The following is a 21,296-nucleotide window of genomic DNA, read 5'->3' as shown; positions in this document are numbered from 1 at the left end:
ACCTCCAGGGTTGCGGGTGGACCAGGCACCCTTGGCCGATAATGATGCGCGAGGCAGCCGGATCGCCTTCGATACAGACCACGAGGCCGCCCACGGCCCGCTCCAGAGAGACACACATGCTGCTTCAGGACAAGACCGCCATCGTCTACGCCGCCGACGTCGCGGCCAAGGCCGGACGCATCGACGTCAGCCTGAACGCTGCCAGCATCCGCGGCGACCTGCAGGGCACTCCACTGCTGGACATGGCCATGGCCGATTTCATGGCGCCCGTGGAGACGGGCGTGCGGGCCAATTTCCTGACGATGCGCGGCGCGGCCCGGCACATGGTGCGGCAGGGGCACGGCGTCATCCTGGCGCTTTCGGCGACGTCCGCCGGCCTGTCCGGCCGGGATCGGGTCTACCACCGGACCGGCGGGTTCGCCGTCGCGTGCACGGCCATCGAGGCAATGGCCCGGACCTTCGCGGGGGAACTGGGGCGGCACGGCGTGCGCGTCGTCTGCCTGCGCTCGGACGCGCTGCCGGAGACCTGGCCGCCGGAAGCCGAGGCCGAGCTGCGCGAGATCCGGGACTACATGAATGCAGGAACGGCGCTGGGGCGCCTGCCGCGGATCGCCGAGGTGGCGGATGCGGCGGCCTTCGCGGCCTCCGACCGCGCGGGCGCGATGACGGGCGCCATCGTCAACCTGACCTGCGGATCCATCATGGACGCGGACTGAGACCGCCGTCAGCCCCGCTCGGCCGCCGCGATGTCCCGCCCGCCACACACGAACAGGTTCTGCCCCGTGACATAGGACGTCTCGTCCCGCAGGAAGAACATGGCCGCATTGGCCACGTCCTCGGGCTGCGCTACCCGTCCCATGGGAATCGAGGCCTCCAGCGCCAGGGCCCGCTCCGAGCCGGCGGGGTGGTAGACCCGTAGCATGGGCGTATCCACCGGCCCGGGGCTGACGACGTTGACATTGATGCCGTGCGGCGCCAGTTCAACCGCCAAGGCCCTGGCCATGCCCAGGATGCCGGACTTCACCGCGCCGTAGAGCGAGCTGCGCACGCGCCCCAGGCTGACCCGGCTGCCCAGCAGCACGATGTGCCCATGTCGCCGGGCTTTCATGGACGGGACCACGAGGCCGATGCATTGCATGGCGGCGCGCAGGTGGAGGTGCACGATGCGGTCGAAGCCTTCGGCGTCGAAAGCCTCGACTGGCGCCATGTGCGGTATTCCCGCGCAATGCACGAAGCCGGTCACGCGGTGCTCGCGCAAGATGGCCTCGCACACCTCCCGCGTGGCCACGGCGTCGGTCAGGTCGACGATCCGGTCCATGGCACCGAGCGGCACCGCGGGCGGCCGGTCGGACAGGTTGACCACCCGTCCGCCCTCTGCCAGCACACGCCGGGCAAGAGCCGCTCCTATCCCGCCACTGGCCCCGGTTATCACCGTCACGCCGTCATTGGGCGGCGCGGCCATCCCGGCCCTCCCGGGTCGAATCCACGGCGGCAGGCCCGGGCAGTCCGAACACTCGCACCGCGTTCTCGCCCAGCGTCTTGCGAAAGCTCGTATCCGACAAGGGAAGTTGCATGTACGCGTCCAGGCAGGCGTCGATCTCCCGCACCGGATATCCTGACCCGTACATCATCTGGTCCTGCAGGAACCCGTTGGCCGCCTGGACCAGCAGGTCTCCCCCAGGCATGAAGAGGTAGGCATCGGCCGATACGCGTATACGTTCTCGTGGCGATAGGCCACGCCCAGCAGCTCGGCGAAAAAGGGCCAGCAGGCGTGCCCGGCAACGATGGACAGGTTGGGAAAGTCCCGCGCCACCCCCTGGATGTACCGCGGGTGAGTATCCTCGATCTCCGGCCCCGCGAACGGTCCGGACATCAGCACCACCGGCACCTTGCGGTCATCGCACAACTCGTACAGCGGATAAAGGCGCCGGTCGTCCCAGTGCGTGGCGAGCGCGCTGCGCGTGGGCGCGATATGGATGCCGCGCAGGCCCAGGTCGTCGATGGCCCGGCGGGTTTCCTCCAGGGGGTCGCCGAAGTCCCCGCCCACGTCGATGCCCGCGACGCCCGACAGGCGGTCGGGATGGGCATGCACCACTTCGGCGATATGGTCGTTGGATACGTCGCTGCGCGGCGATCCGCCTGCGGCCGGCACCACCCGATGCACGCACAGCATCCGGTCCACGCCGGCGCGATCCGCCTCCTGGAAAAACAGTTCCACCGACGCATTCAGGTAGGACGGCGGGATGGTCTTCATTCCCAGGTGGCCACCGAAGAACTTCAAGTGATCCGGCGTGAAATAGGTCAGGATCTCCTTGGTAGGCGGGCGGGCTCGCAGGTCCACGACATGGTATCCGTCTCGCATGATTCTCCACTCCCCTCAAGTATCGGTTCGCGCTAGTCGGCCGTGATCGAGGCCGACTGGATCAGGTTGCCCCATTTGTCCGTTTCGCTGGCGATGAACGCGGCCAGCGCCTCGCCCGTCACCGACCTGGGCTCCACCGCCAATTGCCGCATCCGCTCGCGCATGTCGTCGGACTCCATGATCTTTCTGAGCGTCGCGCGCAGCTTGTCCAATACATCGGCTGGCGTGTGCGCCGGCGCCATGATGACGTTCCACGAGCTGGCGGCATACTCGGGAAAGCCCACCTCGGCCAGCGTCGGCACGTCCGGCAGCCGCGGCGAGCGCTTGTCGCCGGCCAGCGCGAGGATCTTCAGCATGCCGGACTTGTGCATCGTCATCGCCGTGGGCAGCACGTCCACGCAGAACTCCGCCTCGCCCGCCGCGATCGCCGCCAACGCGGGGCCCGCGCCCTTATAGGGCACGTGTACCGTGTCGAGCTTGTACGTGCGCACGAACAGCTCCGAGGCCAGGTGGCTGGGCGACCCCACGCCGGACGATGCATAGTTCACTTTGCCCGGATGCTTGCGTAGGTAGTCGACCAGCGCGGGGGCGGAGTCCGGCTCGAACTTGGGCGAACGCAGCAGCACCATCTGGGTGCTCGAGATCTGGATGACGGGAACGAAGTCGCGCTGCACGTCGTAAGGCAGTTTCTTGTACAGCGAGGGATTGATGGCCAGCGCGGCGCTGGACAGCAGCAATGTGTAGCCATCGGGCCTGGCGCGTGCGGCCTGCTCGGTGCCCACGACGCTGCCAGCGCCCCCCTTGTTCTCCACCACCACGGGCTGGCCCAGCTCGGCCGTCAACCGCGGCGCGATGATGCGGGCGAGCACGTCGTTCAGTCCGCCCACCGCGAACGGCACCACCATCTTGATGGGGCGATCGGGATAGCCGGCGGCGCATGCCGTGCCGCCTCCCAACAGCGAGACGAGGATCGTCGCGCAAAGACTCGACTGCCGGTTCATGCTGCCTCCTTGTGATCAGGTGACGAGGGCGTATCCGGAAATTGAAGCGGATTATAGGAATGGGGTCGCGGCGGCCCATTACCGTTTCGTCGCCGCATTTACGATGGCGTCCGATTAATTGCGCAGGCGATCCACGCCGGCGTCGCCGGCGCAAAAAATGAGATCAATGCGTAAATGGGAGGACAGTGGGATAACTACAAAGAATGAAGCCCCTCCTACACTCGCCGATGCCTTTTTCAACCATCAGGAGTCCCCATGCATCGTCGTCCGCCCCTCGTCCTGAAACAGGCTGCACTCCTCGCCCTGGCCTTCGGAGCCCATGCCCCCCTGCTTGCCGCCGAGGCCTTTCCCACGCGGCCCATCACGCTGATCGTGCCTTATGCGCCAGGCGGCGCGGGCGACATCCTCGGACGCTCGGTCGCCAAGGAACTGGCGGGCATCGCAGGCAAACCCGTGGTGGTCGAAAACAAACCCGGTGCGGGGGGCAACATCGGCGCCGAGCTCGTCGCGCGCGCCCAGGACAAGGACGGCCATACCCTGCTGCTCGGCGCCACGAGCCTGGCCAGCAACCCCAGCCTGATGCGCAGCATGCCCGTGGACCCGCTGAAGGACCTGGTCGCCATCAGCGGCGTGGCTTCGCTGCAGAACGTCATAGCGGTCAATCCGTCTTCCCGGCTGCGCAACGTGAGCGAGCTCGTCGCAGAGGCCAAGAAACATCCTGGCAAGCTGACCTTCGGCACCGCCGGCATCGGTACCTCCAGTCACCTGTCGGTCGAACTGTTCAAGGGCGAAGTCGGCGTGGACCTCCTTCACGTGCCGTACAAGAGCGGAGGACCGGCGATGGCCGACGTGATGGCGGGCAATCTCGACCTGGTGTTCGAATTGATGCCGGCGGTGGTGGGACACGTCCGCAGCGGCAAACTGCGCGGCATCGCCGTCACCGGGTCGGCGCGGTCCGAAGCGCTGCCCGATCTTCCCACCGTGGCGGAATCGGGCTATCCCAAGTATTCATTCGTCTCGTGGTTCGGCATCTTCGGCCCTTCCGGCATGGATTCCAGACGCGTGGCGCAACTCAACGAAATGATGGCCAAGGCCCTGGCGTCCGGCGAATTCAAGTCCCGGCTCGAGCAACTCGGAGCGGAAGGCATGTCGGGCTCTCCCGCCCAGTTCGACAGGTTCTTCCAGGGCGAAGTCGCCAAGTGGAAGCGTGTCGTGGCCGAGCAAGGACTTCCCTTGATGAACTGAAGAAGAAGGCGTGCCGTCCTTGATGGACGGCACGCCTTGGCGCTACTGCCAGGCAATACCCGTGAACTTGAGTTGCGACAACTCCTCGATGGCATAGCGCACGCCTTCCCTACCGGTGCCGCTCAGTTTCATGCCGCCGAAGGGGTACATGTCCAGGCGGAAGCGACTGGCCTCGTTCACCCACAACGCCCCCACCTCGAAAGACTCGGCGAACCGGAACGCCTGGCTCAGACTGCGGGTAAACACCGCCCCCTGGAGACCGAAGGGAGAATCATTGGCCAGTTCCAGTGCATGGTTGGCATCGCTGGCCCGGATCAGCACGGCCACAGGCCCGAAGACTTCCTCGTGCCATAGCCGCGCCGACGGTGAAAGCTCCTCGATGATGACCGGAGACAGGACCAGCCCCTCGCGGCGGGGCGCGAGCCGATAGCGTGCGCCCAGCGAGATCGCATCGTCGCACAGGGCCATGATGCGATCGGCCGACGCCTCGGACACCAGCGGGCCGACGTCCGTCCGCTCGTCGTCGGCGGGCCCGACCCGCATCCGTCCGGCAGCGGCGGCGAAACGTTCCGCGAACTCGTCGTAGATCCGCGCCTCGACGATGATCCGCTGCGCCGATATGCACTGTTGCCCGCTGGCCTCGAACGCCGCCGTGGCGATCTTGGCGACGGCCGACTCCAGGTCCGCGTCGGCCAGTACGACATTGGCGGCGCTCGACCCCAGTTCCGACACGAATCGGCGCACGCCCGTCGCCCTGGCCAGTGCTTCCCCGGCCTGCACCCCGCCCGTGAACGACACGACGCCGACGTCGGGATGGCCCGCCAGGGCCAGCGCCGTCGCCTTGTCGCCCGCCAGCACGTTCATCATGCCCGGAGGCAGGCCCGCCTCGACCGCCGCGGCAGCCAGGTGCAGGGCCGTGCGCAGCGACGCCGGAGCGGGCTTGGCCACGCACGCGTTGCCCGCCGCCAGCGCGGGGGCCAGTTTCTGCACGAGCAGGTTCACCGGCGCATTGAACGGCGTGATCGCACCCACGACCCCATAGGGGAAGCGGCGGGTGTAGCCGATGCGCCCCACGCCGGCGGGCACGGCATCCAGGGGCAGGACTTCGCCCCCCAGATGTGACAGCTCCGACATGCATGCTTCGACGAATTGCAGGCCCCGCGCCACCTCCCCGCGCGCCACGCGTATCGGCTTGCCGACGTCCTCGCTGATGAGGCGCGCCAAGGCCGCGGCCTCCCGGGACAGGGCGTCCTTCAGGCATTGCAGGTGCCGCAGGCGCACGGTCGACGGCGCAGGGCGCTGCGCCTGGAACGCGCGCCGCGCGCTGTCAACCGCCTGCGCCACGATGCCTTCGTCCGCCTCGGCAATGGCCAGCATGCCGCCGCTGCCGGCCTGGCGCCACGGCATGCGCGCCACGCCCGGCGCCACCCGGGCGCCGTCGATGAACGAGGCCTGTACCTCTCCAGCCAGCGTGTCCTTCATCGTCCGCCTCCCTGCTCGGCGCGCAGATGCCGGATGTTCATGTTCGCCAGGAACCCGATCAGCGGATGCAGCCCCATCTCGGCGAACTTGAGCTGGTCCATGTCCAGCAAGGCTCCGCGATGCGCCTCGCTGAGTTCGAAGCGGGCGACGTAGGCCCGCGGATCCGCGACGAAGGCACGCTGGTTGGCCTGATCGTAGGCCAGGCCATGCAGGGCGCGCGTCAGCTCCGCCAACTCGGGAGCGATGCGCGGATAGTGCGGGCGAGGAGCCGGCCGGGGCGGAGAAAAGAATCCCACCGAGGCATAGTTGTGGTGCCAGCTCGGATCCATCTGCACCACGTCGGGAACGCGCTCGCCCAGCGCTCCCGCGGCCACCGCCCAGCAGCGCAGCTCGATGTTGCCGGTATCGTCCAGCTTCGACTCGGCGTATCCGATCAGCGACTTCAGATTGCCGGTTCGCAGGGTGTCCAGTACCCGGTTGTCGAACTCCAGGTCGGGCTGGCTGTAGCGGTCCGTTCCAGGAAAATGCGACATGCCGCCGCTGGCGACGACGACCGTGCGCAAGCCAAGGCGGCGCACGGCGTTGGCCAACGCCACGCCGAAGGCATAGCATCGCTCAGTGGTCGGTTGCGGCGGCAGATAGGCGTTCACGTAGACCGGCAGTACGGGCGCGGATACCCCCAGGTGCGTCAACGGAATGCCGAGCGCATAGTCGATCTCGGCACTGCTGGTGAAGGCGGGATCGAAGCCCGACCGGTACAGGTCCTCGACGATCGCGAAGGAAATGTCGCTGGGCACCTGGTAGCGAAACCCCCGGCCCGCGAACTCGCCCCTGGCCACGCCACCCACGTGCAGCGTGAACGGCGGCGCGCACTGGTGGAAGAATTGCTGCGCATGGTCGTTGGCAATCATGATCCACAGCTCCGGCTCCAGCGCCTGCAGCCGCTCCCCGATCGATGCAGCCACGTCCCGAACGCGCTGGACGGTGTTCTTGTCCTCGGTATCGGGCAAGGTAAAGAACTGCGGGGCATGCGGCAGCATGGCGCCACCGACGATCAGATCCTGGGTCATTCCGTCTCTCCTTTCTTGGCAATGTGTCCTTGGGTGCCAGGGAGTGTAGGAACGCGGGCCTGGGCGGCCATTACGCCTGCGTCTGCCGATTTATGAATTCATCCGATTTTGTCTGGCCAGCCGATGGCGTTCGCCGGGGCCTTGGATATACTGTCCGCACACACGCAACATCGCCGTCTCATCGCCTTCGGGGCGAAGGAAGTGCCACGTGTCCAGAGTCCTAGCCGTTACCCATGGCCATATCGGCCGGGCCTGCCTGCTCGACAAGGTGCGTCCCGCAGGCCCGCATGCGCATCCCGTCCACCATGCCATGATCGAACTGGACGGCCCCTGCCATGAATACCAGGTTGGAGAAACGTCGGCGATGCTGGCCCCCCGCCACGCCGTCCTCGTCAATAGCCACGAACTGCACGCCAACCTCTCCGTCGGCCAGGGCAAGAGCACGATCCTGATGCTGTATTTCTCGCCCCTGTGGATCGAGGAACAGTTTCCCGGCCTGCCCTCTTATGTGCGTTTTTTTCGGCACAGCAGCGTTCAACTGGGAACACGCGCGGTCGAGCTCGCCCAGCGTCTGGCCAGGCACATGCTCGAGGCGGTCGAGCTCAACGCCCCCGAAGTCCAGGCCTTGTTCGGCGAGCTCGCCGAGCATCTTTGCCATCAGCACGGCCCCACCTATCCGAATCGCGAACGGCCTGCCCGCAGCAACGACTATCGCATCCGGCGGGCGATCTCGTTGATGCAGGAACACCTGGAAGAACCGCTGCCCACCCAGGAGATCGCCGCGCGGGTAGGCCTGTCCCGCTCCCGCTTCTTCGAACTGTTCACTGCCTGCACGGGCCTGTCGCCCAAGCACTATGTCAATATGCTGCGGCTGCATGCCGCGGTGGAGTATCTGGCCGACGACGCGGGTCCCATCGCCGAGCTGTCGCAGCGCTGCGGCTTTGGCGCGCAAAGCCATTTCTCGAAGTTCTTCGTCGACCAGCAGGGCTTCACTCCCCGGGACTACCGCCGCGCAGCGGTACCGGCCCTGCCCCGGCAGTGCGAGCACGCCGACGCCCGGCTCTGAGGCAAACGCGCCGGAAGCCGCCAGGGACTTCCGGCTTTCGCCACATCCTAATGCTTGGCCACGCCCAGCAATCCGTCCAGCGTCGCGCCATCGGCCAGCAAGGCCTGCGCGGAGCTGGCGTGCACCACGCTGCCGCGTTCCAGCACGATGGCGGAGTCGGTGATGCTGAGCGCCTTGCGGGCGTTCTGCTCGACCAGGATCACCGACATCCCCTCGTCGCGGATGATCCGCTGCAGGGCGCTCATCAGTTCCTGCACGATGATGGGCGCGAGCCCTTCCAGCGGCTCGTCCAGCAGCAGCACGCGCGGGTTCAGCATCAGCGCGCGGCCGATGGCCAGCATCTGCTGCTCGCCGCCCGAGAGCTGGTTGCCCATGTTGGCCTTGCGTTCCTGCAGGCGCGGGAACATCTCGTAGATGCGCTTGAGGTTCCACGGTCCGGGCACGGCCACGGCGGTCAGGTTTTCCTCGACGGTCAGCGACTTGAAGATGTTGCGCTCCTGCGGCACCCAGCCGATGCCCGCCAGCGCACGCTGGTCCGGACGCAGCCCGGTGATGTCCCGGCCCCCCAGGTGCAGGCGGCCGGCGAAGCGCCGCGTGTGACCGACGATGGTATTGATCAGCGTGGTCTTGCCGGTGCCGTTGCGGCCCAGCAAGGCCAGCGCCTGGCCTTCGCCCAGGCTCAGGTCTATGCCCATCAGGACCTTGGCTTCGCCGTAGCCGGCGACGATGCCTTCCAGCTTGAGCAGCTCAGTCATGGTAGCCCTCCACCACTTCTTCGCCCAGGTACACCGCCTTCACGCGCGGGTCGCGGGCGATCTCGGCATTGGTGCCTTCGACGAACAAGCCGCCGTTGACCAGTACCGAGATGCGGTTGGCGAAGGAAAATACCAGGTCCATGTCGTGTTCGATCAGCAGGATGGTCACGTCCTCGGGCAGGGCGCCGACCGTGTTGAGGATCTCGCGGCGCTCGCCGTCGGGCACGCCGGCCACGGGTTCGTCCAGCAGCAGCACGCGCGGCTTGGCGGCCAGCGCCAGCGCGATCTCCAGCAGGCGCTGCTTGCCGTAGGGCAGCACCGCCGTCTTGCGGTCTTTCACGTCGAGCAGGTTGCACTGCTCCATCAGGGCCGCGCACTCGTCCATGATCTCGCCGCGCTTGCCCAGCGGGCGCAGGCAGCGCCAGCCCTTGCCTTCGCGTTCGGAGATGGCCACCGCCAGCGATTCCGCGGGCGTCATTTCGGCGAACAGCTGGTTGATCTGGAAGGTGCGTACCAGGCCGCGGCGTGCGCGCGCGTGCACCGGCAGGCGCGTGACGTCTTCGCCTTCCAGCTCGATACGGCCGGAAGTGGCGAACAACACGCCGGTCAGCAGGTTGATCAGCGTGGTCTTGCCCGCGCCGTTGGGGCCGATCAGCGCCTGGCGAGCGCCGCGCTCGACCTTGATCGACACGTCGTTGGTGGCGACCAGCCCGCCGAAGCGCTTGGTCAGGTTGAAGGTCTGCAGTACGGTGGTCATTGCTTGCCTCCATGGCCACGGCGGAACCAGGTCCAGGGACGCACCAGCTTCTCGTGGCCGACGACCACGATGACGACCAGCAGCAGGCCGATCCAGAATTGCCAGTATTGAGGCGTGATGCCCGACAGCCAGTCCTGCATGAACTTGAAGATGACCGCGCCGATGATGCCGCCGTACAGGTAGCCGGCGCCGCCGATCACCAGCATCAGCATCACGTCGGCCGACCGGTGGAAGGCCAGCACGTCCAGCGAGGCGAAGCCGGTGGTCTGCGCCAGCAGCGCGCCGGCCACGCCCGCATAGGCGGCCGCCAGCGTGTAGACGGCGGCGCGGCGGCGGTTCACGGCCACGCCCATGGCCGCGGCGCGCAGCGGATTCTGGCGCACCACCTGCAGCGACATGCCGAACGGCGAATGCACGATGGCCCGGGCGATGAAGAACAATATCGCCACCACGATGATCGAGTAGGTATAGGCAGTGCGGCCGAACAGGTCGAACTCGAAGGTGCCGAACAGGGGCACCATGGTCACGCCGGTCAGGCCGTCCGCGCCCCCCGTCAGCCAACCCATCTTGTTGGCGATCTCGTACAGGATCAAGGCGACGCCCAGCGTCACCATCAGACGGGTCAGGTCCGAACCGCGCATCACCAGCACGCTGGTCACCAGTCCCAGCAGCGCGCTCAGGGCGGCCGAGATGGCCAGCCCCAGGAGAGGATCGATGCCGAAGTGCTTGGCCAGCAGCGCCGCGCAATAGGCGCCCAACCCGAAGAAGGCCGCGTGCCCCAGCGAGACGATGCCGGCGTAGCCCAGGATCAGGTCGAGCGAGACCGCGAACAAGGCCAGGATGGCCAGTTCGTTCAGCAGCAGGAATCCCCTGGGCAGCACGAAGGCGGCGCCGATGGCGACCACCCAGAAGACGATTTCGAACCACCGGATGCGGGACCAGCGCGCGCCGACGGCGCGCAGCGAATCAGGGGCCGCCACGGCGGCGGCCCGGGGTGCGATCGTGGCTTTCATTACTTACCCCCCGCCCGGGCGAACAGGCCTTGCGGGCGCCACATCAGCATGATGATCATGACGCAATAGATGATGAATGCCCCCACAGTGGGGATGTAGTATTTGCCGGCCACGTCGGCCACGCCCAGCAGCAGCGAGGCCACCAGCGGCCCCGTCAGGGACGACGTGCCGCCCACGGCCACCACGATCAGGAAATAGATCATGTACTTGACCGGGAAGGTCGGATCCAGGCCGAGCAGGTCGGCGCCCAGCGCGCCCCCCAGGCCGGCCAGGCCGGAACCGAAGGCGAAGGTCGACAGGAACACCAGGTTGATGTTGATGCCCAGCCCGCTGGCCGCGCGCGGATCGTCCACCGAGGCACGCAGGCGGCTGCCGAACCGCGTCTTGCTCAGGATCAGTTGCAGCCCGATCACCAGCGCCACGCAGATCACGATCACGAACAGCCGGTAGTGCCCGATGCCCACGCCGCCGATGACCGAACGGCCGCTCAGCCACTCCGGCAGGTGCAGCAGCTGTTGCTGCGATCCCATGAAGTAGTCGACCATGGCCATGGCCATGAAGGTCAGGCCGATCGAGAACAACACCTGGTTCAGGTGCGATTGCCCGTACACCCGCTTGTACAGCGTGCGCTCCAGGATCGCCCCCATGACCGCCGACACGATGAAGGCCAGCGGCAGACACAAAAGGAAAGGCACGTTCAGGCGCTGCATGGCCAGCACGGTCACATAGCCGCCCACCATCGCGAACGCCCCGTGCGCCAGGTTGATGAAGTTCATCAACCCCAACGTCACGGACAGCCCGCAAGCCAGCACGAACAACAGCATCCCATATGCAATGCCATCGAACAAGATAGTCAACATGAAGCCACCGCAATTCCAAACCGCGCTCAAGACACGGCAACACCCAAGACCCGCATGACGTCACTACAGAACGCCACCCCCGGCCAGCCCGGTAGTACCCCAGGGCACAGCGGATCCGGCTCCGCCGGTCCGCCAGTGCCGCCCCCCCTGGGGAAGCGCGCGAAGCGCGTAGGGGGGGTTACTTAATCTTTGCTGGATCTTTGACGGCTTCGATCTTGTCGAAAGGCACGTTATAGAGACCGCCGTTCACGCGTTCCACCTTGGTGATGTAGACGTTCTGCACCATCTCGCGCGTCTGCGGATCCAGCATGACCGGACCGCGCGGGCTGTCCCACTTCTGGCCCTTCATGGCGGCCAGCAGCTTGTCGCCGTTGGTGTCGCCCTTGGTGGCTTCCAGGGCCTTGTAGATCAGGTGCATGCCGTCATAGCCGCCCACGCTGTGGAAGTTCGGACGCATGCCCTTGTTGGCCTTGGCGATGCCGGCCACGTAGGCCTTGTTGGCCGGGTTGTCCAGCGCGGCGGAGTAGTGCATGGACGTCACCACGCCCAGCGCCACGTTGCCCATGTCGTTCAACAGATCGTCGTCGACCACGTCGCCGGTGCCGATCATCTTGATGCCGGCCTTGTCCAGGCCGCGCTCGGCGAACTGCTTCATGACCACCGAGCCCATGCCCGAGGGCACGAACACGAACACGGCGTCGGGCTTGGCATCGCTCACGCGCTGCAGGAAGGGCGCGAAGTCGGGGTTGTTCACCGGCACGCGCAGTTCTTGCAGCACCTCGCCGCCGTTGGCGGTGAAGACCTTCTTGAACGAGTTCTGGGCATCGATGCCAGGACCGTAGTCCGCGACCAGGGTCACGACCTTCTTGATGCCGTTCTTCGGCGCCCACTGGGCGATGCCCAGCGTGGCCTGCGGCAGCGTGAAGCCGGAACGCACGACGTAGGGCGACTGTTCGGTGATCATCGCGGTCGCGGCGGCCATCACCACCATGGGAATCTTGGCCTGGGTCGCGATGGGCGTGGTCGACAGGGCCAGCGGCGTCAGGCCGAAGCCGGCCAGCACGGCGACGCGGTCATTGATCACCAGTTCCTGCGCCAGGCGCTTGGTGGTGTCGGCGACGTTGGCGTCGTCCTTGATGATCAGCTCGATTTTCTTGCCCGCCACGGTGGTGCCGTGTTCGGCCATGTACAGGCGGACGGCCGCTTCGATCTGCCGGCCGGTGGACGCGAACGGACCCGTCATCGGCAGGATCAGGCCGACCTTGACCACGTCCTGCGCGTAGGCGGGCACGGCGGCCGTGCCGGCCAGCATCAGCGCGGCTGCGATCTTGAGCAGATTGCGTTTGTTGTTCATGGTGTCTCCTTGCTAACTCACCAGATGGGACAACGTGGGAAATCAGAAGCCAGGGGCCGCTGAAAAGCGCGGCATAGCGTATCAGCTTGTAAACGGGAAAAGTGACGCTTGCGGGTAATCCGCAAGCGCGAAACGTTATCGCGGTATGCGTCTGCGTATCAGTCGGGCTCCTGGGATCTGCGAGAACATGTCCTGGTTGCGCAGCACCGATTGCATGTTGCGGAAGGCGATGCGCGCGTGTTCGCGCATGATGGCTTCGGCGCGTGCGCCTTCGCGGTTCTCGATGGCGGCCAGCACCATCCAGTGCTGGTCCTGCGCCACGATCAGGCTCAGCCAGGCTTCCTCGTCGTCCGCCTGGGCCTGCAGGAAACCGTTGGGCGAGGCGAACGGCAGGTTCGTCGCGCGCGCGATCTGGCGTTCGAGCACCGAGCTGCCCGGCAGGTAGTGCAGCATCTGATGGAAGCGGCGATTCAGCTCGATGTAGCTGGACAGGTCGGCGACACCCTTGTCGCGGCCGGTCAGGATGCGGTCGATCTCGGTCAGGCAGTCGCGCATCGCATCCAGGTCGGCGGCCGACACGCCGCGTTCGGCGGCCATGCGCGCGGCCAGCCCTTCCAGGGTGCCGCGCACCTCGATGGAATCGCGGATCTCGGATTCGGTGAAGGCCTTGACCGCATAGCCGCCCGAAGGAATCACTTCCAGCAGGCCTTCGTCTTCCAGCCTGGCCATCGCGGCGCGGATGGGCGTGCGCGAAATGCCCAGGCGCTCGGCCACGCTGGGCTCGGACAGCCGCGCCCCGGGGGTCAGCTCGCCCGACAGGATCAGTTCCCGCAGCCCCAGTTCGGCCGCGGTCGTCTGCGCGCCGCCCGACTTGGCCTTGCCCTCGGCCCGGTCGCGCGCGGAAGCCCGCTCAGTCATGCAGGCCTCGCAGCGAAGAGGGGGAACGCGGACAGGAAGTCCGGACAGGCAAGGCGCCGATGGCGCCCGGAATACGGCAGGGGGTAGTCATGTCTCCGTTACAGCTCTTCACCGCTTTGCTGGATACAGACTGTATACAGATATTCCGACCGAGAACAAGAACTTTGTACCAGGCCTAGGGAAAACGCCAAGCCCCGTATACAACCCCTGAAAAAAAAGCGGCGCCCAATTCTGGACGCCGCTCCTGCAAGAACCCACCCGATGTTGCCAGGATGCGGTGGATCCGGCTTTGCCGGTCCACCCGCATCGCCCCCTGGGGGGCGCGCATTAGCGCGTAGGGGGGAACTTATCTACGAGTGATACGCGCTTTCCCCGTGCGTCGTGATGTCCAGGCCCTCGCGCTCTTCCTCTTCGGTCACGCGCAGTCCCAGCAGCGCGTCGGCGATCTTGTAGGCGATCAGCGCGACGATGGTGGTCCAGACGATGGTGATCACCACGGCCTCGACCTGCACCCACAGCTGGCCCAGGATGGTCATGCCGTCCACGCCCGGGCCGCCCAGCACCTTCGCGTTGAAGATGCCGGTCAGCAGGGCGCCGACGATGCCGCCCACGCCGTGCACGCCGAACACGTCCAGCGAGTCGTCCACCTTCAGCATGCGCTTCAGGCCGGTCACGCCCCAGACGCAGATCACGCCCGCGGCCAGGCCGATCACCAGCGCGCCCACCGGGCCGACCACGCCGGCCGCCGGGGTCACGCCCACCAGGCCCGCCACGGCGCCGGACGCGCCGCCCAGCATCGAGGGATGGCCCCGGACCGCCCATTCCGTGAAGACCCAGGCCAGCACCGCCGCGGCCGTGGCGATCAGCGTGTTCATGAAGGCCAGCGAGGCGATGTTGTTGGCCGCCAGCGCCGAACCCGCGTTGAAGCCGAACCAGCCCACCCACAGCAGCGAGGCGCCGATCATCGTCATGGGCAGGTTGTGCGGCGACAGGGCTTCCTTGCCGAAGCCGATGCGCTTGCCGATCACGTAGGCGCCGATCAGGCCCGCCACGCCGGCGTTGATGTGCACCACCGTGCCGCCCGCGAAGTCCAGCGCGCCGCGCTCGAACAGGAAGCCCTTGACTTCGCCGCCGAACCACACCATGTGCGCGATGGGGATGTAGGCGAAGGTGAACCACAGCACCATGAACAGCAGGATGGCCGAGAAACGCGCGCGTTCGGCGAAGGCGCCCACGATCAGCGCGCAGGTGATGCCGGCGAACGTCGCCTGGAAGGCCGCGAAGCTGAGTTCCGGCACGGTGCCCGACAGCGGGAAGGTCCCGGTGTCGGCATCGAACAGGCCTTTCAGGAACAGGCGGTCAAGCCCGCCGAAGAAGGCATTGCCCTCGGTGAAGGCCAGCGAATAGCCGTAGATGAACCACAGCACGACGATCAGCGAGAACGTGACCAGCACCTGCATCAGGACCGACAACATGTTCTTGCTGCGCACCAGGCCGCCGTAGAACAGCGCCAGGCCCGGCACCACCATCAGCAGCACCAGGATGGTGGACGTGCTGAGCCAGGCCAGATCGGCCCCGACCAGCGTGGGGGCGGCATCCTCCGCCAGCGCGGGCGCGGCGAACAGTGCCAGCGCCAGCGCCAGTCCCGCCCCAAGGGCTTTCATCGATGAAGCATGCGTTGTTTTCATTTTTGAATCGTCCTATCAGAGGGCGTCCTTGCCGGTTTCCCCGGTACGAATCCGGATGACCTGTTCCAGCGGGAATACGAATATCTTGCCATCGCCGATCTTGCCGGTGCGGGCCGAGGTCTCGATGGCCTCGATCGCGCGGTCCACCAGATCGTCCGCCAGGGCGATCTCGATCTTGACCTTGGGCAGGAAATCGACGACGTACTCGGCGCCGCGATACAGCTCGGTATGGCCCTTCTGGCGGCCGAAGCCCTTGATCTCGGTAACGGTGATGCCCTGGACCCCGATGCCGGAGAGGGCTTCTCGTACCTCGTCAAGCTTGAAAGGCTTGATGATTGCAGTGATGAGTTTCATGACGAACCCCACATGGTGATGAATCGAAATTGACCGGCGCGGCCCGGCGGCCGCCCCGTGATCAGAACGCCTTGCTCAGGCCAAGCACCGCGCCGAAGCGGCCGGCGTTCTTGCCCTTGTTGGTGATGACCCAGTCCTTCTTGCTGGTGGTGACCAGCGACAGGCCCAGGATCCAGCCGTTCAGGTCCTTGGTCACGCCCGCCTTGTAGTCGACGTAGTGATCCAGGCCGGTCGCGTCGTTCTTCAGCTTCTGGTAGCCGATGTGGGCGTTCGCGCCCCAGCCGTCGCCCAGGTCGAAGGCGGCGCCCAGGTCCAGGTAGTAGTTGTTCTTGCTGTTCGGCGCGCCGAAGAAATCGGTCATGCCGTGCGAGTACTTCAGCGTGAACGGGCCCCAGCCCACCGCGCCGTACAGCTCGAAGTTGTCGATCGTGCTGCCGTTCAGCTTGGAACCGGGGTAGTAGTAATAGAGGCCGCCCACGTCGAAGGCGAAATCCTCGTACTTGAACTTGTAGCCGCCGTAGAAATCCATTTCCAGGTTGCCGCCGCTGAACAGCTCGCTGGCGACGTTGGAGTTCCAGTTGCCCAGATAGAAGCCGGACTTGTGGGCGAAATCGAAGCCGCCCTGCATGGCAGGCTTCAGGTTGGTCTGGCTGAAGCCGCGGAAACGGTAGTCGCTGAACAGGCCGGCATTGCCGGTGAAGGTAAAGTCGGGCTCCGGATCGGCGGCGAAGGCGGTCGAGGTGGCGCACAAGGCCAGGGCGGTCGCAAGCAGAGGTTTTTTCATGGGTCGTTCCAGGGCGGGTTGTCAGCCAGGCTCCAGTGCGTGGGTGGCGCAACTGGCGTGGTCACGGGGTTTCGCGGTCAGGCGGCCCCCGGTTGGTTGTTACTGAGCATTTCCCGTGCCAGCTTGCTTTCCCCATGAAACGCACCACTGTCGCTCCCGCTGCGACCCAACTTGGTGCACGGCGGGGTGCGCGGGCCGGGGCCCGCACCATGTCGTGGCGCGCGCGCACGGCCGGGCGGGACTAAACTGGAGGCCGGCAGCCGACTCAAAGGACAGACATCATGATCAATCGCACCGACTGGTTCGAAGACCTGCAGAAGAACATCTCCGACCTGATCGCCCGCAGCCCGGCGGCCGACATCGAGCGCAACGTCAAGGGATTCCTGGGCCAGACCTTCACCAGGCTGGACCTGATCACCCGCGAGGAATTCGACATCCAGACCGAATTGCTGGCGCGCACGCGGGCCAAGGTGGATGCGCTGGAAGCGCAGGTGCAGGCGTTGGAGGCGCGGGTGATCGCGCTGGAGGGGAAGGCTCCGCAGGAGTGAGCATCATGCCCGCTCCGGCGGGCATGAGCGAGGCCCGCGGCGAAACGCGGGCCTCTTCTTTTCTTATTTGTCGACGCGCACCGTGCCCGCCGCGAACAGCTTCTTCCACCGGGCATCCTCGCTGCGCAGGTAGCGATCGAAAGCCGCTCCGTCCATGTCGTCGGGCTGCCCGCCCAGCCGCAGCAGGGCCTCGACCGCCTCGTCGCGCTTGATCGCCTGCCGCACCGCGCCGGCCAGCCGTTCCACCACCGGCGCCGGCGTGCCCTTGGGCGCGGCCAGGCCGAACCACGACGTCAGGTCATACTCCGGCACCCCCGCCTCCACCATCGTCGGCACCTCGGGCGCACCCGGCGAGCGCACCGCCGTGGTGACCGCCAGCGCACGCAGCTTGCCCGCCTGGATATTGGGCAGCGCGCTGATCAGGCTGTCGAACATGAAGGCCAGCGTGCCCGTCTGCATGTCCACCTGCGCCTGCGCCGTGCCCTTGTAGGGCACGTGCGTCACCTTGATTCCCGCCAGCCCGCCGAACAGCTCGCCCGCCAGGTGGCTGGCCGAACCGATGCCCGCCGAACCGTAATTCAGTTGACCCGGCCGCGCGCGCGCGTACGCCACCAGTTCGGGCACCGTCCTGGCCGGCAGCGAGGGGTGCACGACCAGCACGTTGCCCACGCCCGTGATGCGCGTGATGGGCGCGAAGTCGTTCACCAGGTTGTAGTTGGCCTCGGCCGGATCGATGATGGGATTGAGCACGTCGGCGAAGGCGCACAGCAACAGCGTATGGCCGTCGGCCGGCGCGCTCTTCACCGCCCGGGTCGCCAGCGCGCCGCCGGCGCCGGGGCGGTTCTCCACCACCACCTGCTGGCCCAGGCTGTCGCCCAGCAGGCGCGCGACCAGCCGCGCGCACGTGTCCGCCGGGCCGCCCGCGGCGAAGCCCACCAGAATGCGGACAGGCTTGTCGGGAAAGGCCGCCAGCGCGGGCAGGCCCAGCGTGGCCAGCGAGGCGAGGCCGAAGGCGCGGCGCGTGATCATGAAGAGGACTCCTGGCCCAGGAAGTGCGTGTTGACGCGGCGCACGACCATGCGGCGATAGACGCCGGCCTGCGCGTACGGGTCCGCATCGGCCCAGGCCCGGGCCTCGTCCATCGAATCGAAGGCGGCCACCAGCAGGCTGCCGCAGTAGTCGCCCTGGCCGGCGTCCGAGTCCCACAAGGGACCCGATACGACCACGCGGCCCTGGGCGGCCAGTTCACTGCGGCGGCGGATGTGCGCGTCGCGCAGGGGCGCGCGCAGCGCCTCGCTGTGGTCGACGTCCTCGGCGTACATCAGGTAGAGCGCGCGGCCGGTCATGGCAGCCGGGCCGCAAGGCAAGGGATACGGGACATGAGCGGGAGAAGTCCGAAAAACGGAACGTTCGTGATGAACCAGGCAGGAATGTTATTCGGACCATGAAAAAAATTAATCGCCTTTGGTCCGTTATATGGACCAAAGGCGATCGGGCAAACCCGCATCCGCCCGTGGGCAACTCAGTCCGGCGCCATACCCAATACTACGCATGCCGCCCGCGCACAGGCCTCGTCCTGTTCCTCGCTTCCGCCCGACACCCCTATGCCGCCCACCAGTTCGCCTTCGGCGATCAACGGAAAACCGCCGCCGAAGCCCGCGAACCGGGGCCGGGCCGGCAGGCCCTGGCGCACCGCCGGGGAAAGCCCCTTCAGGACGTCGTTCCAGGCCCCGGTGGGCAGCCGGAAACCGGCCGCCGTGTAGGCCTTGTCGACCGCGATGTCGGCCGAATGCAGGAACGCCCCCGGCATGCGCAGGAAACCCAGCGGCACGCCACTGGCGTCCACCACGGCCACGTTGATGCGGATGCCTTGTGCCGAGGCTTTCCGCACCGCGGCGTCCAGCGCCGTGCGCACGGCCTCGAGGGTCAGCGCGCGCGTGATGCGCGTCCAGTCTTCCATGCCGGCTCCCGCTTCAGGTGAATACGCTCAGGAATTTCTCGTTCAGCTTGCGGTCGTGATAGAAGATGCCCGTGCCGAGCTGGTCGTCCGTCCACTTGATCACCGGCTTGTCCGGATACCAGGTGTAGCCGCCCGCGAACACCTCGTTGCGGTTGCCGCTGGGGTCGAAGAAGTACACCGTCTCGCCGCGCGTGATGCCGTGCCGCGTCGGCCCGATGTCCAGCGACACGCGACGCTTGGAGATGATGTCTGCCGCCTTCAGCACCTCGCCCCAGTTGTCCAGCAGGAAGGACACGTGGTGCAGCTTGTTCTTGACCGGCTGCTGGATGAAGGCCACGTCGTGCGCCTTGTTGGCGCAGCTCAGGAAGGCGCCGATCATCTGTTCCCCCGGCCCCGCCACCACGGCCTCGCTCAGCCCGAAGCCCAGCACCTCGGTGAACAGCTTGTAGGTATTGGCCAGGTCGTCGCCATACAGCAGGCAGTGGTCGAAGCGCCGCGCACCCATGCCGTGCATGTCGTCCGGCCACGGATCGGGGTTCAGCGAACCCGTCGCGCAGCCGGTGGCCTTGCGGTAGGCGTACAGCTCCATGATGTGTCCGGTGGGCACGGTGAAGCGGAAGCGCTTGCCGGTCTCGGGGTGTTCGCCGGCCGCGATCCAATGCATGTCGGTGGCGAGCCCGCTGGCCTCCACGTCGGCCGACAATTTCTCCAGCGTCGCTTCCGAGTCCACCTTCCATCCCATGTAGTCCATGCCGGATTCGTCGGCCTCGCGCAGCACCACGCTGTGATGGTCCGATTCGTCCCAGCCTTTCAGGAACACGCGCGGGCTGCCGTCGGCGGCCGTATCGCGCATGATTTCGGTCAGGCCGATGGTGTCCACGTAATGCCGTACCGCCGGCTCGAGTTCGAGCACGCGTATGCAGACGTGCCCGGGCCGCAGCACTCCGGTAATTGCCATGTGAGTCTCCTTGGTGTGTGCACAGGGGTGGGTTCAGAACATGTGGCGCATGCCGAGCCGCACCAGGGTCTGGGTCTTGCCGTCCGAGGGGCCGTTCAGGCCGGCGATCCAGGCGGTGGCGCCGGGCGCGCCGCCGGCGCGCTGGTAGACCAGGGCCGCGTAGGCATCGGTGCGCTTGGACAGCGCGTAGCCCAGCGTGGCGCTGGCCTGGTGGGCGTGCACCTTGTTCAGCGTGGCGTTGGCCCACTGGTATTGATAGTCCAGCAGCAGCGTGGTGCTGGCCGCCACCGGCAGGGTCGTGCCGACCTGCGCCACCTGTACCGAGCCGCCGGTAAAGGTATTGCGCGTGTTGGTGTACAGCGCGTTCAGCACGGCGGCGCCGAGCTGGTAGCGGCCGCCCAGGCCCCAGGTGCGGATGCCGTCGTTGCCGTTGTTGATGGCCGCGTTGCGGGCGTCGGTGATGGCGGCCGTCAACGCGAAGGGGCCGCGTGCGTAGGACACGCCGGCGCTGTAGGTGCGGCCCTGCCCCATGCTGCCCGGCTGTTCGCCGAAGCCGTACAGTGCGCCGAAGGTCAGGCCGCCGTAGCTGGCGCTGGTGAACTTGACCGAGTTGTCGACCCGCTTGGCGCCGGCCACGCCGTCGAAGTCCATCGCCCCGCCCGGCATGCCGGGCACGCCCAATCCGCCGAAGGGTCCCAGGCGCAGGTTGTACAGGCCGATCATCGGGAAGGACGGCCCGTAGCGGCCCGGCCCCAGCATGTCGAAGCTGAAGTCGTACTGCTTGCCCAGGGTCAGCGTGCCCCAGGACGTGGAACTCAGGCCCACGTAGGCCTGGCGGCCGAACAGCGGCCCCACGCTGGCGCCGTTGTCGGCCGCGAACTGGCCTTCCAGCGTGAACACCGCCTTCAGGTCGTTGCCCAGCGCCTCGCTGCCGCGCAGGCCGAACAGGTTGGGCGACAACAGCCCCGTGTCCATGGACCAGGTGCCATGGCCGCCCTGGTTGGACAGGTAGTTCACGCCGGCATCGATGATGCCGTACAGCGTGGTCGTGGTCTGCGCCATCGCCGGGGTGGCGCTGGCCTGTGCCAGCGGAAGCAGGAGTCTCGCGGTTTTCATCGTTA

At 66.7% G+C, this 21,296-nt stretch carries 24 protein-coding genes; 4 read left to right on the top strand and 20 right to left on the bottom strand.

The annotated features are described in order from the left end of the window. Positions 1–116: 116 nt before the first annotated feature. Positions 117–716 (top strand): SDR family oxidoreductase, encoded by a 600-nt coding sequence (locus tag N5K27_RS17835; RefSeq protein WP_279817865.1) that lies wholly within the window; start codon positions 117–119, stop codon positions 714–716. Between the two features lie 8 nt (positions 717–724). On the opposite strand, the gene N5K27_RS17830 is transcribed toward N5K27_RS17835, so the two are convergent. Genes N5K27_RS17830 through N5K27_RS17815 form a run of 4 tightly spaced genes read right to left on the bottom strand, consistent with a single transcriptional unit; the run spans position 725 to position 3,363 of the window. Continuing rightward, positions 725–1,462: an SDR family oxidoreductase gene (locus tag N5K27_RS17830; protein ID WP_087838118.1), complete on the bottom strand. Its 738-nt coding sequence runs from the start codon at positions 1,460–1,462 to the stop codon at positions 725–727. Beyond that, complete coding sequence (locus tag N5K27_RS17825; RefSeq protein WP_279817864.1) at positions 1,443–1,607, bottom strand: hypothetical protein; 165 nt, start codon at positions 1,605–1,607, stop codon at positions 1,443–1,445. Before N5K27_RS17825 ends, N5K27_RS17830 begins: the two co-directional genes overlap by 20 nt. Before the next feature lie 20 nt (positions 1,608–1,627). Next, complete coding sequence (locus N5K27_RS17820; protein WP_279817863.1) at positions 1,628–2,362, bottom strand: amidohydrolase family protein; 735 nt, start codon at positions 2,360–2,362, stop codon at positions 1,628–1,630. Positions 2,363–2,394: 32 nt separating this feature from the next. Then, positions 2,395–3,363, bottom strand: a complete 969-nt coding sequence (locus tag N5K27_RS17815; protein WP_279817861.1) for a tripartite tricarboxylate transporter substrate binding protein — start codon at positions 3,361–3,363, stop codon at positions 2,395–2,397. 255 nt (positions 3,364–3,618) lie between these two features. Between N5K27_RS17815 and N5K27_RS17810 the strand changes: the two genes are divergently transcribed. After that, entirely contained in the window at positions 3,619–4,608 is a 990-nt protein-coding gene (locus tag N5K27_RS17810; protein ID WP_087838121.1) for a tripartite tricarboxylate transporter substrate binding protein, read from the top strand. A 42-nt stretch (positions 4,609–4,650) separates the two neighbouring features. On the opposite strand, the gene N5K27_RS17805 is transcribed toward N5K27_RS17810, so the two are convergent. Both N5K27_RS17805 and N5K27_RS17800 read right to left on the bottom strand, forming a co-directional pair. Continuing rightward, positions 4,651–6,090, bottom strand: coding sequence for an aldehyde dehydrogenase family protein (locus N5K27_RS17805; RefSeq protein WP_279817859.1), 1,440 nt, complete (start codon positions 6,088–6,090; stop codon positions 4,651–4,653). Next, the gene (locus tag N5K27_RS17800) at positions 6,087–7,160 is read right to left on the bottom strand and encodes a hypothetical protein (RefSeq protein WP_087838123.1); all 1,074 of its coding nucleotides are present in this window, start codon (positions 7,158–7,160) and stop codon (positions 6,087–6,089) included. The genes N5K27_RS17805 and N5K27_RS17800 overlap by 4 nt, the downstream gene beginning before the upstream one ends. Before the next feature lie 208 nt (positions 7,161–7,368). Here N5K27_RS17800 and N5K27_RS17795 point away from each other — a divergent pair, with 208 nt between their 5' ends. Next, entirely contained in the window at positions 7,369–8,226 is an 858-nt protein-coding gene (locus N5K27_RS17795; RefSeq protein WP_132979489.1) for an AraC family transcriptional regulator, read from the top strand. A gap of 47 nt (positions 8,227–8,273) precedes the next feature. Here N5K27_RS17795 and N5K27_RS17790 read toward each other — a convergent pair whose 3' ends face one another. The 9 genes from N5K27_RS17790 to N5K27_RS17750 form a co-directional block, all read right to left on the bottom strand. Beyond that, positions 8,274–8,981, bottom strand: a complete 708-nt coding sequence (locus tag N5K27_RS17790; protein ID WP_087838125.1) for an ABC transporter ATP-binding protein — start codon at positions 8,979–8,981, stop codon at positions 8,274–8,276. Then, positions 8,974–9,738 (bottom strand): ABC transporter ATP-binding protein, encoded by a 765-nt coding sequence (locus N5K27_RS17785; protein ID WP_279817856.1) that lies wholly within the window; start codon positions 9,736–9,738, stop codon positions 8,974–8,976. The genes N5K27_RS17790 and N5K27_RS17785 overlap by 8 nt, the downstream gene beginning before the upstream one ends. Continuing rightward, positions 9,735–10,751: a branched-chain amino acid ABC transporter permease gene (locus tag N5K27_RS17780; protein WP_087838127.1), complete on the bottom strand. Its 1,017-nt coding sequence runs from the start codon at positions 10,749–10,751 to the stop codon at positions 9,735–9,737. The genes N5K27_RS17785 and N5K27_RS17780 overlap by 4 nt, the downstream gene beginning before the upstream one ends. Further along, on the bottom strand, positions 10,751–11,611 hold the full coding sequence (locus N5K27_RS17775) for a branched-chain amino acid ABC transporter permease (RefSeq protein ID WP_087838128.1): 861 nt from the start codon (positions 11,609–11,611) through the stop codon (positions 10,751–10,753). Before N5K27_RS17775 ends, N5K27_RS17780 begins: the two co-directional genes overlap by 1 nt. A gap of 178 nt (positions 11,612–11,789) precedes the next feature. Then, entirely contained in the window at positions 11,790–12,965 is a 1,176-nt protein-coding gene (locus N5K27_RS17770; RefSeq protein WP_087838129.1) for an ABC transporter substrate-binding protein, read from the bottom strand. 135 nt (positions 12,966–13,100) lie between these two features. Next, positions 13,101–13,883 carry a GntR family transcriptional regulator gene (locus N5K27_RS17765; protein WP_124691794.1) on the bottom strand — a complete coding sequence of 261 codons (783 nt, stop codon included), beginning with the start codon at positions 13,881–13,883 and terminating at the stop codon, positions 13,101–13,103. Between the two features lie 350 nt (positions 13,884–14,233). Continuing rightward, complete coding sequence (gene amt / locus N5K27_RS17760; RefSeq protein ID WP_087838159.1) at positions 14,234–15,466, bottom strand: ammonium transporter; 1,233 nt, start codon at positions 15,464–15,466, stop codon at positions 14,234–14,236. A gap of 120 nt (positions 15,467–15,586) precedes the next feature. Beyond that, positions 15,587–15,925: a P-II family nitrogen regulator gene (gene glnK / locus N5K27_RS17755; RefSeq protein WP_087838131.1), complete on the bottom strand. Its 339-nt coding sequence runs from the start codon at positions 15,923–15,925 to the stop codon at positions 15,587–15,589. 61 nt (positions 15,926–15,986) lie between these two features. Then, a complete protein-coding gene (locus N5K27_RS17750; RefSeq protein WP_087838132.1) occupies positions 15,987–16,709 on the bottom strand; it encodes a TorF family putative porin in 723 nt (240 codons plus the stop codon). A 281-nt stretch (positions 16,710–16,990) separates the two neighbouring features. Between N5K27_RS17750 and N5K27_RS17745 the strand changes: the two genes are divergently transcribed. Next, positions 16,991–17,257 carry an accessory factor UbiK family protein gene (locus N5K27_RS17745; RefSeq protein ID WP_087838133.1) on the top strand — a complete coding sequence of 89 codons (267 nt, stop codon included), beginning with the start codon at positions 16,991–16,993 and terminating at the stop codon, positions 17,255–17,257. A 63-nt stretch (positions 17,258–17,320) separates the two neighbouring features. On the opposite strand, the gene N5K27_RS17740 is transcribed toward N5K27_RS17745, so the two are convergent. From N5K27_RS17740 to N5K27_RS17720, 5 genes are all read right to left on the bottom strand, one after another. Continuing rightward, entirely contained in the window at positions 17,321–18,286 is a 966-nt protein-coding gene (locus N5K27_RS17740; RefSeq protein ID WP_087838134.1) for a tripartite tricarboxylate transporter substrate binding protein, read from the bottom strand. Then, entirely contained in the window at positions 18,283–18,603 is a 321-nt protein-coding gene (locus N5K27_RS17735) for a YciI family protein (protein ID WP_132979471.1), read from the bottom strand. Before N5K27_RS17735 ends, N5K27_RS17740 begins: the two co-directional genes overlap by 4 nt. A 176-nt stretch (positions 18,604–18,779) precedes the next feature. After that, positions 18,780–19,217, bottom strand: a complete 438-nt coding sequence (locus N5K27_RS17730) for a heme-binding protein (RefSeq protein WP_087838136.1) — start codon at positions 19,215–19,217, stop codon at positions 18,780–18,782. Between the two features lie 13 nt (positions 19,218–19,230). Beyond that, the gene (locus N5K27_RS17725; protein ID WP_279817846.1) at positions 19,231–20,175 is read right to left on the bottom strand and encodes a catechol 2,3-dioxygenase; all 945 of its coding nucleotides are present in this window, start codon (positions 20,173–20,175) and stop codon (positions 19,231–19,233) included. Between the two features lie 33 nt (positions 20,176–20,208). Further along, a complete protein-coding gene (locus tag N5K27_RS17720) occupies positions 20,209–21,291 on the bottom strand; it encodes a porin (protein ID WP_279817845.1) in 1,083 nt (360 codons plus the stop codon). Positions 21,292–21,296 lie beyond the last annotated feature (5 nt).

It is taken from the genome of Pigmentiphaga sp. GD03639, from assembly GCF_029845405.1.
GTDB classification, from domain to species: Bacteria; Pseudomonadota; Gammaproteobacteria; order Burkholderiales; family Burkholderiaceae_B; genus Pigmentiphaga; species Pigmentiphaga daeguensis.
This window is presented reverse-complemented; position numbering and strand designations above follow the sequence as displayed.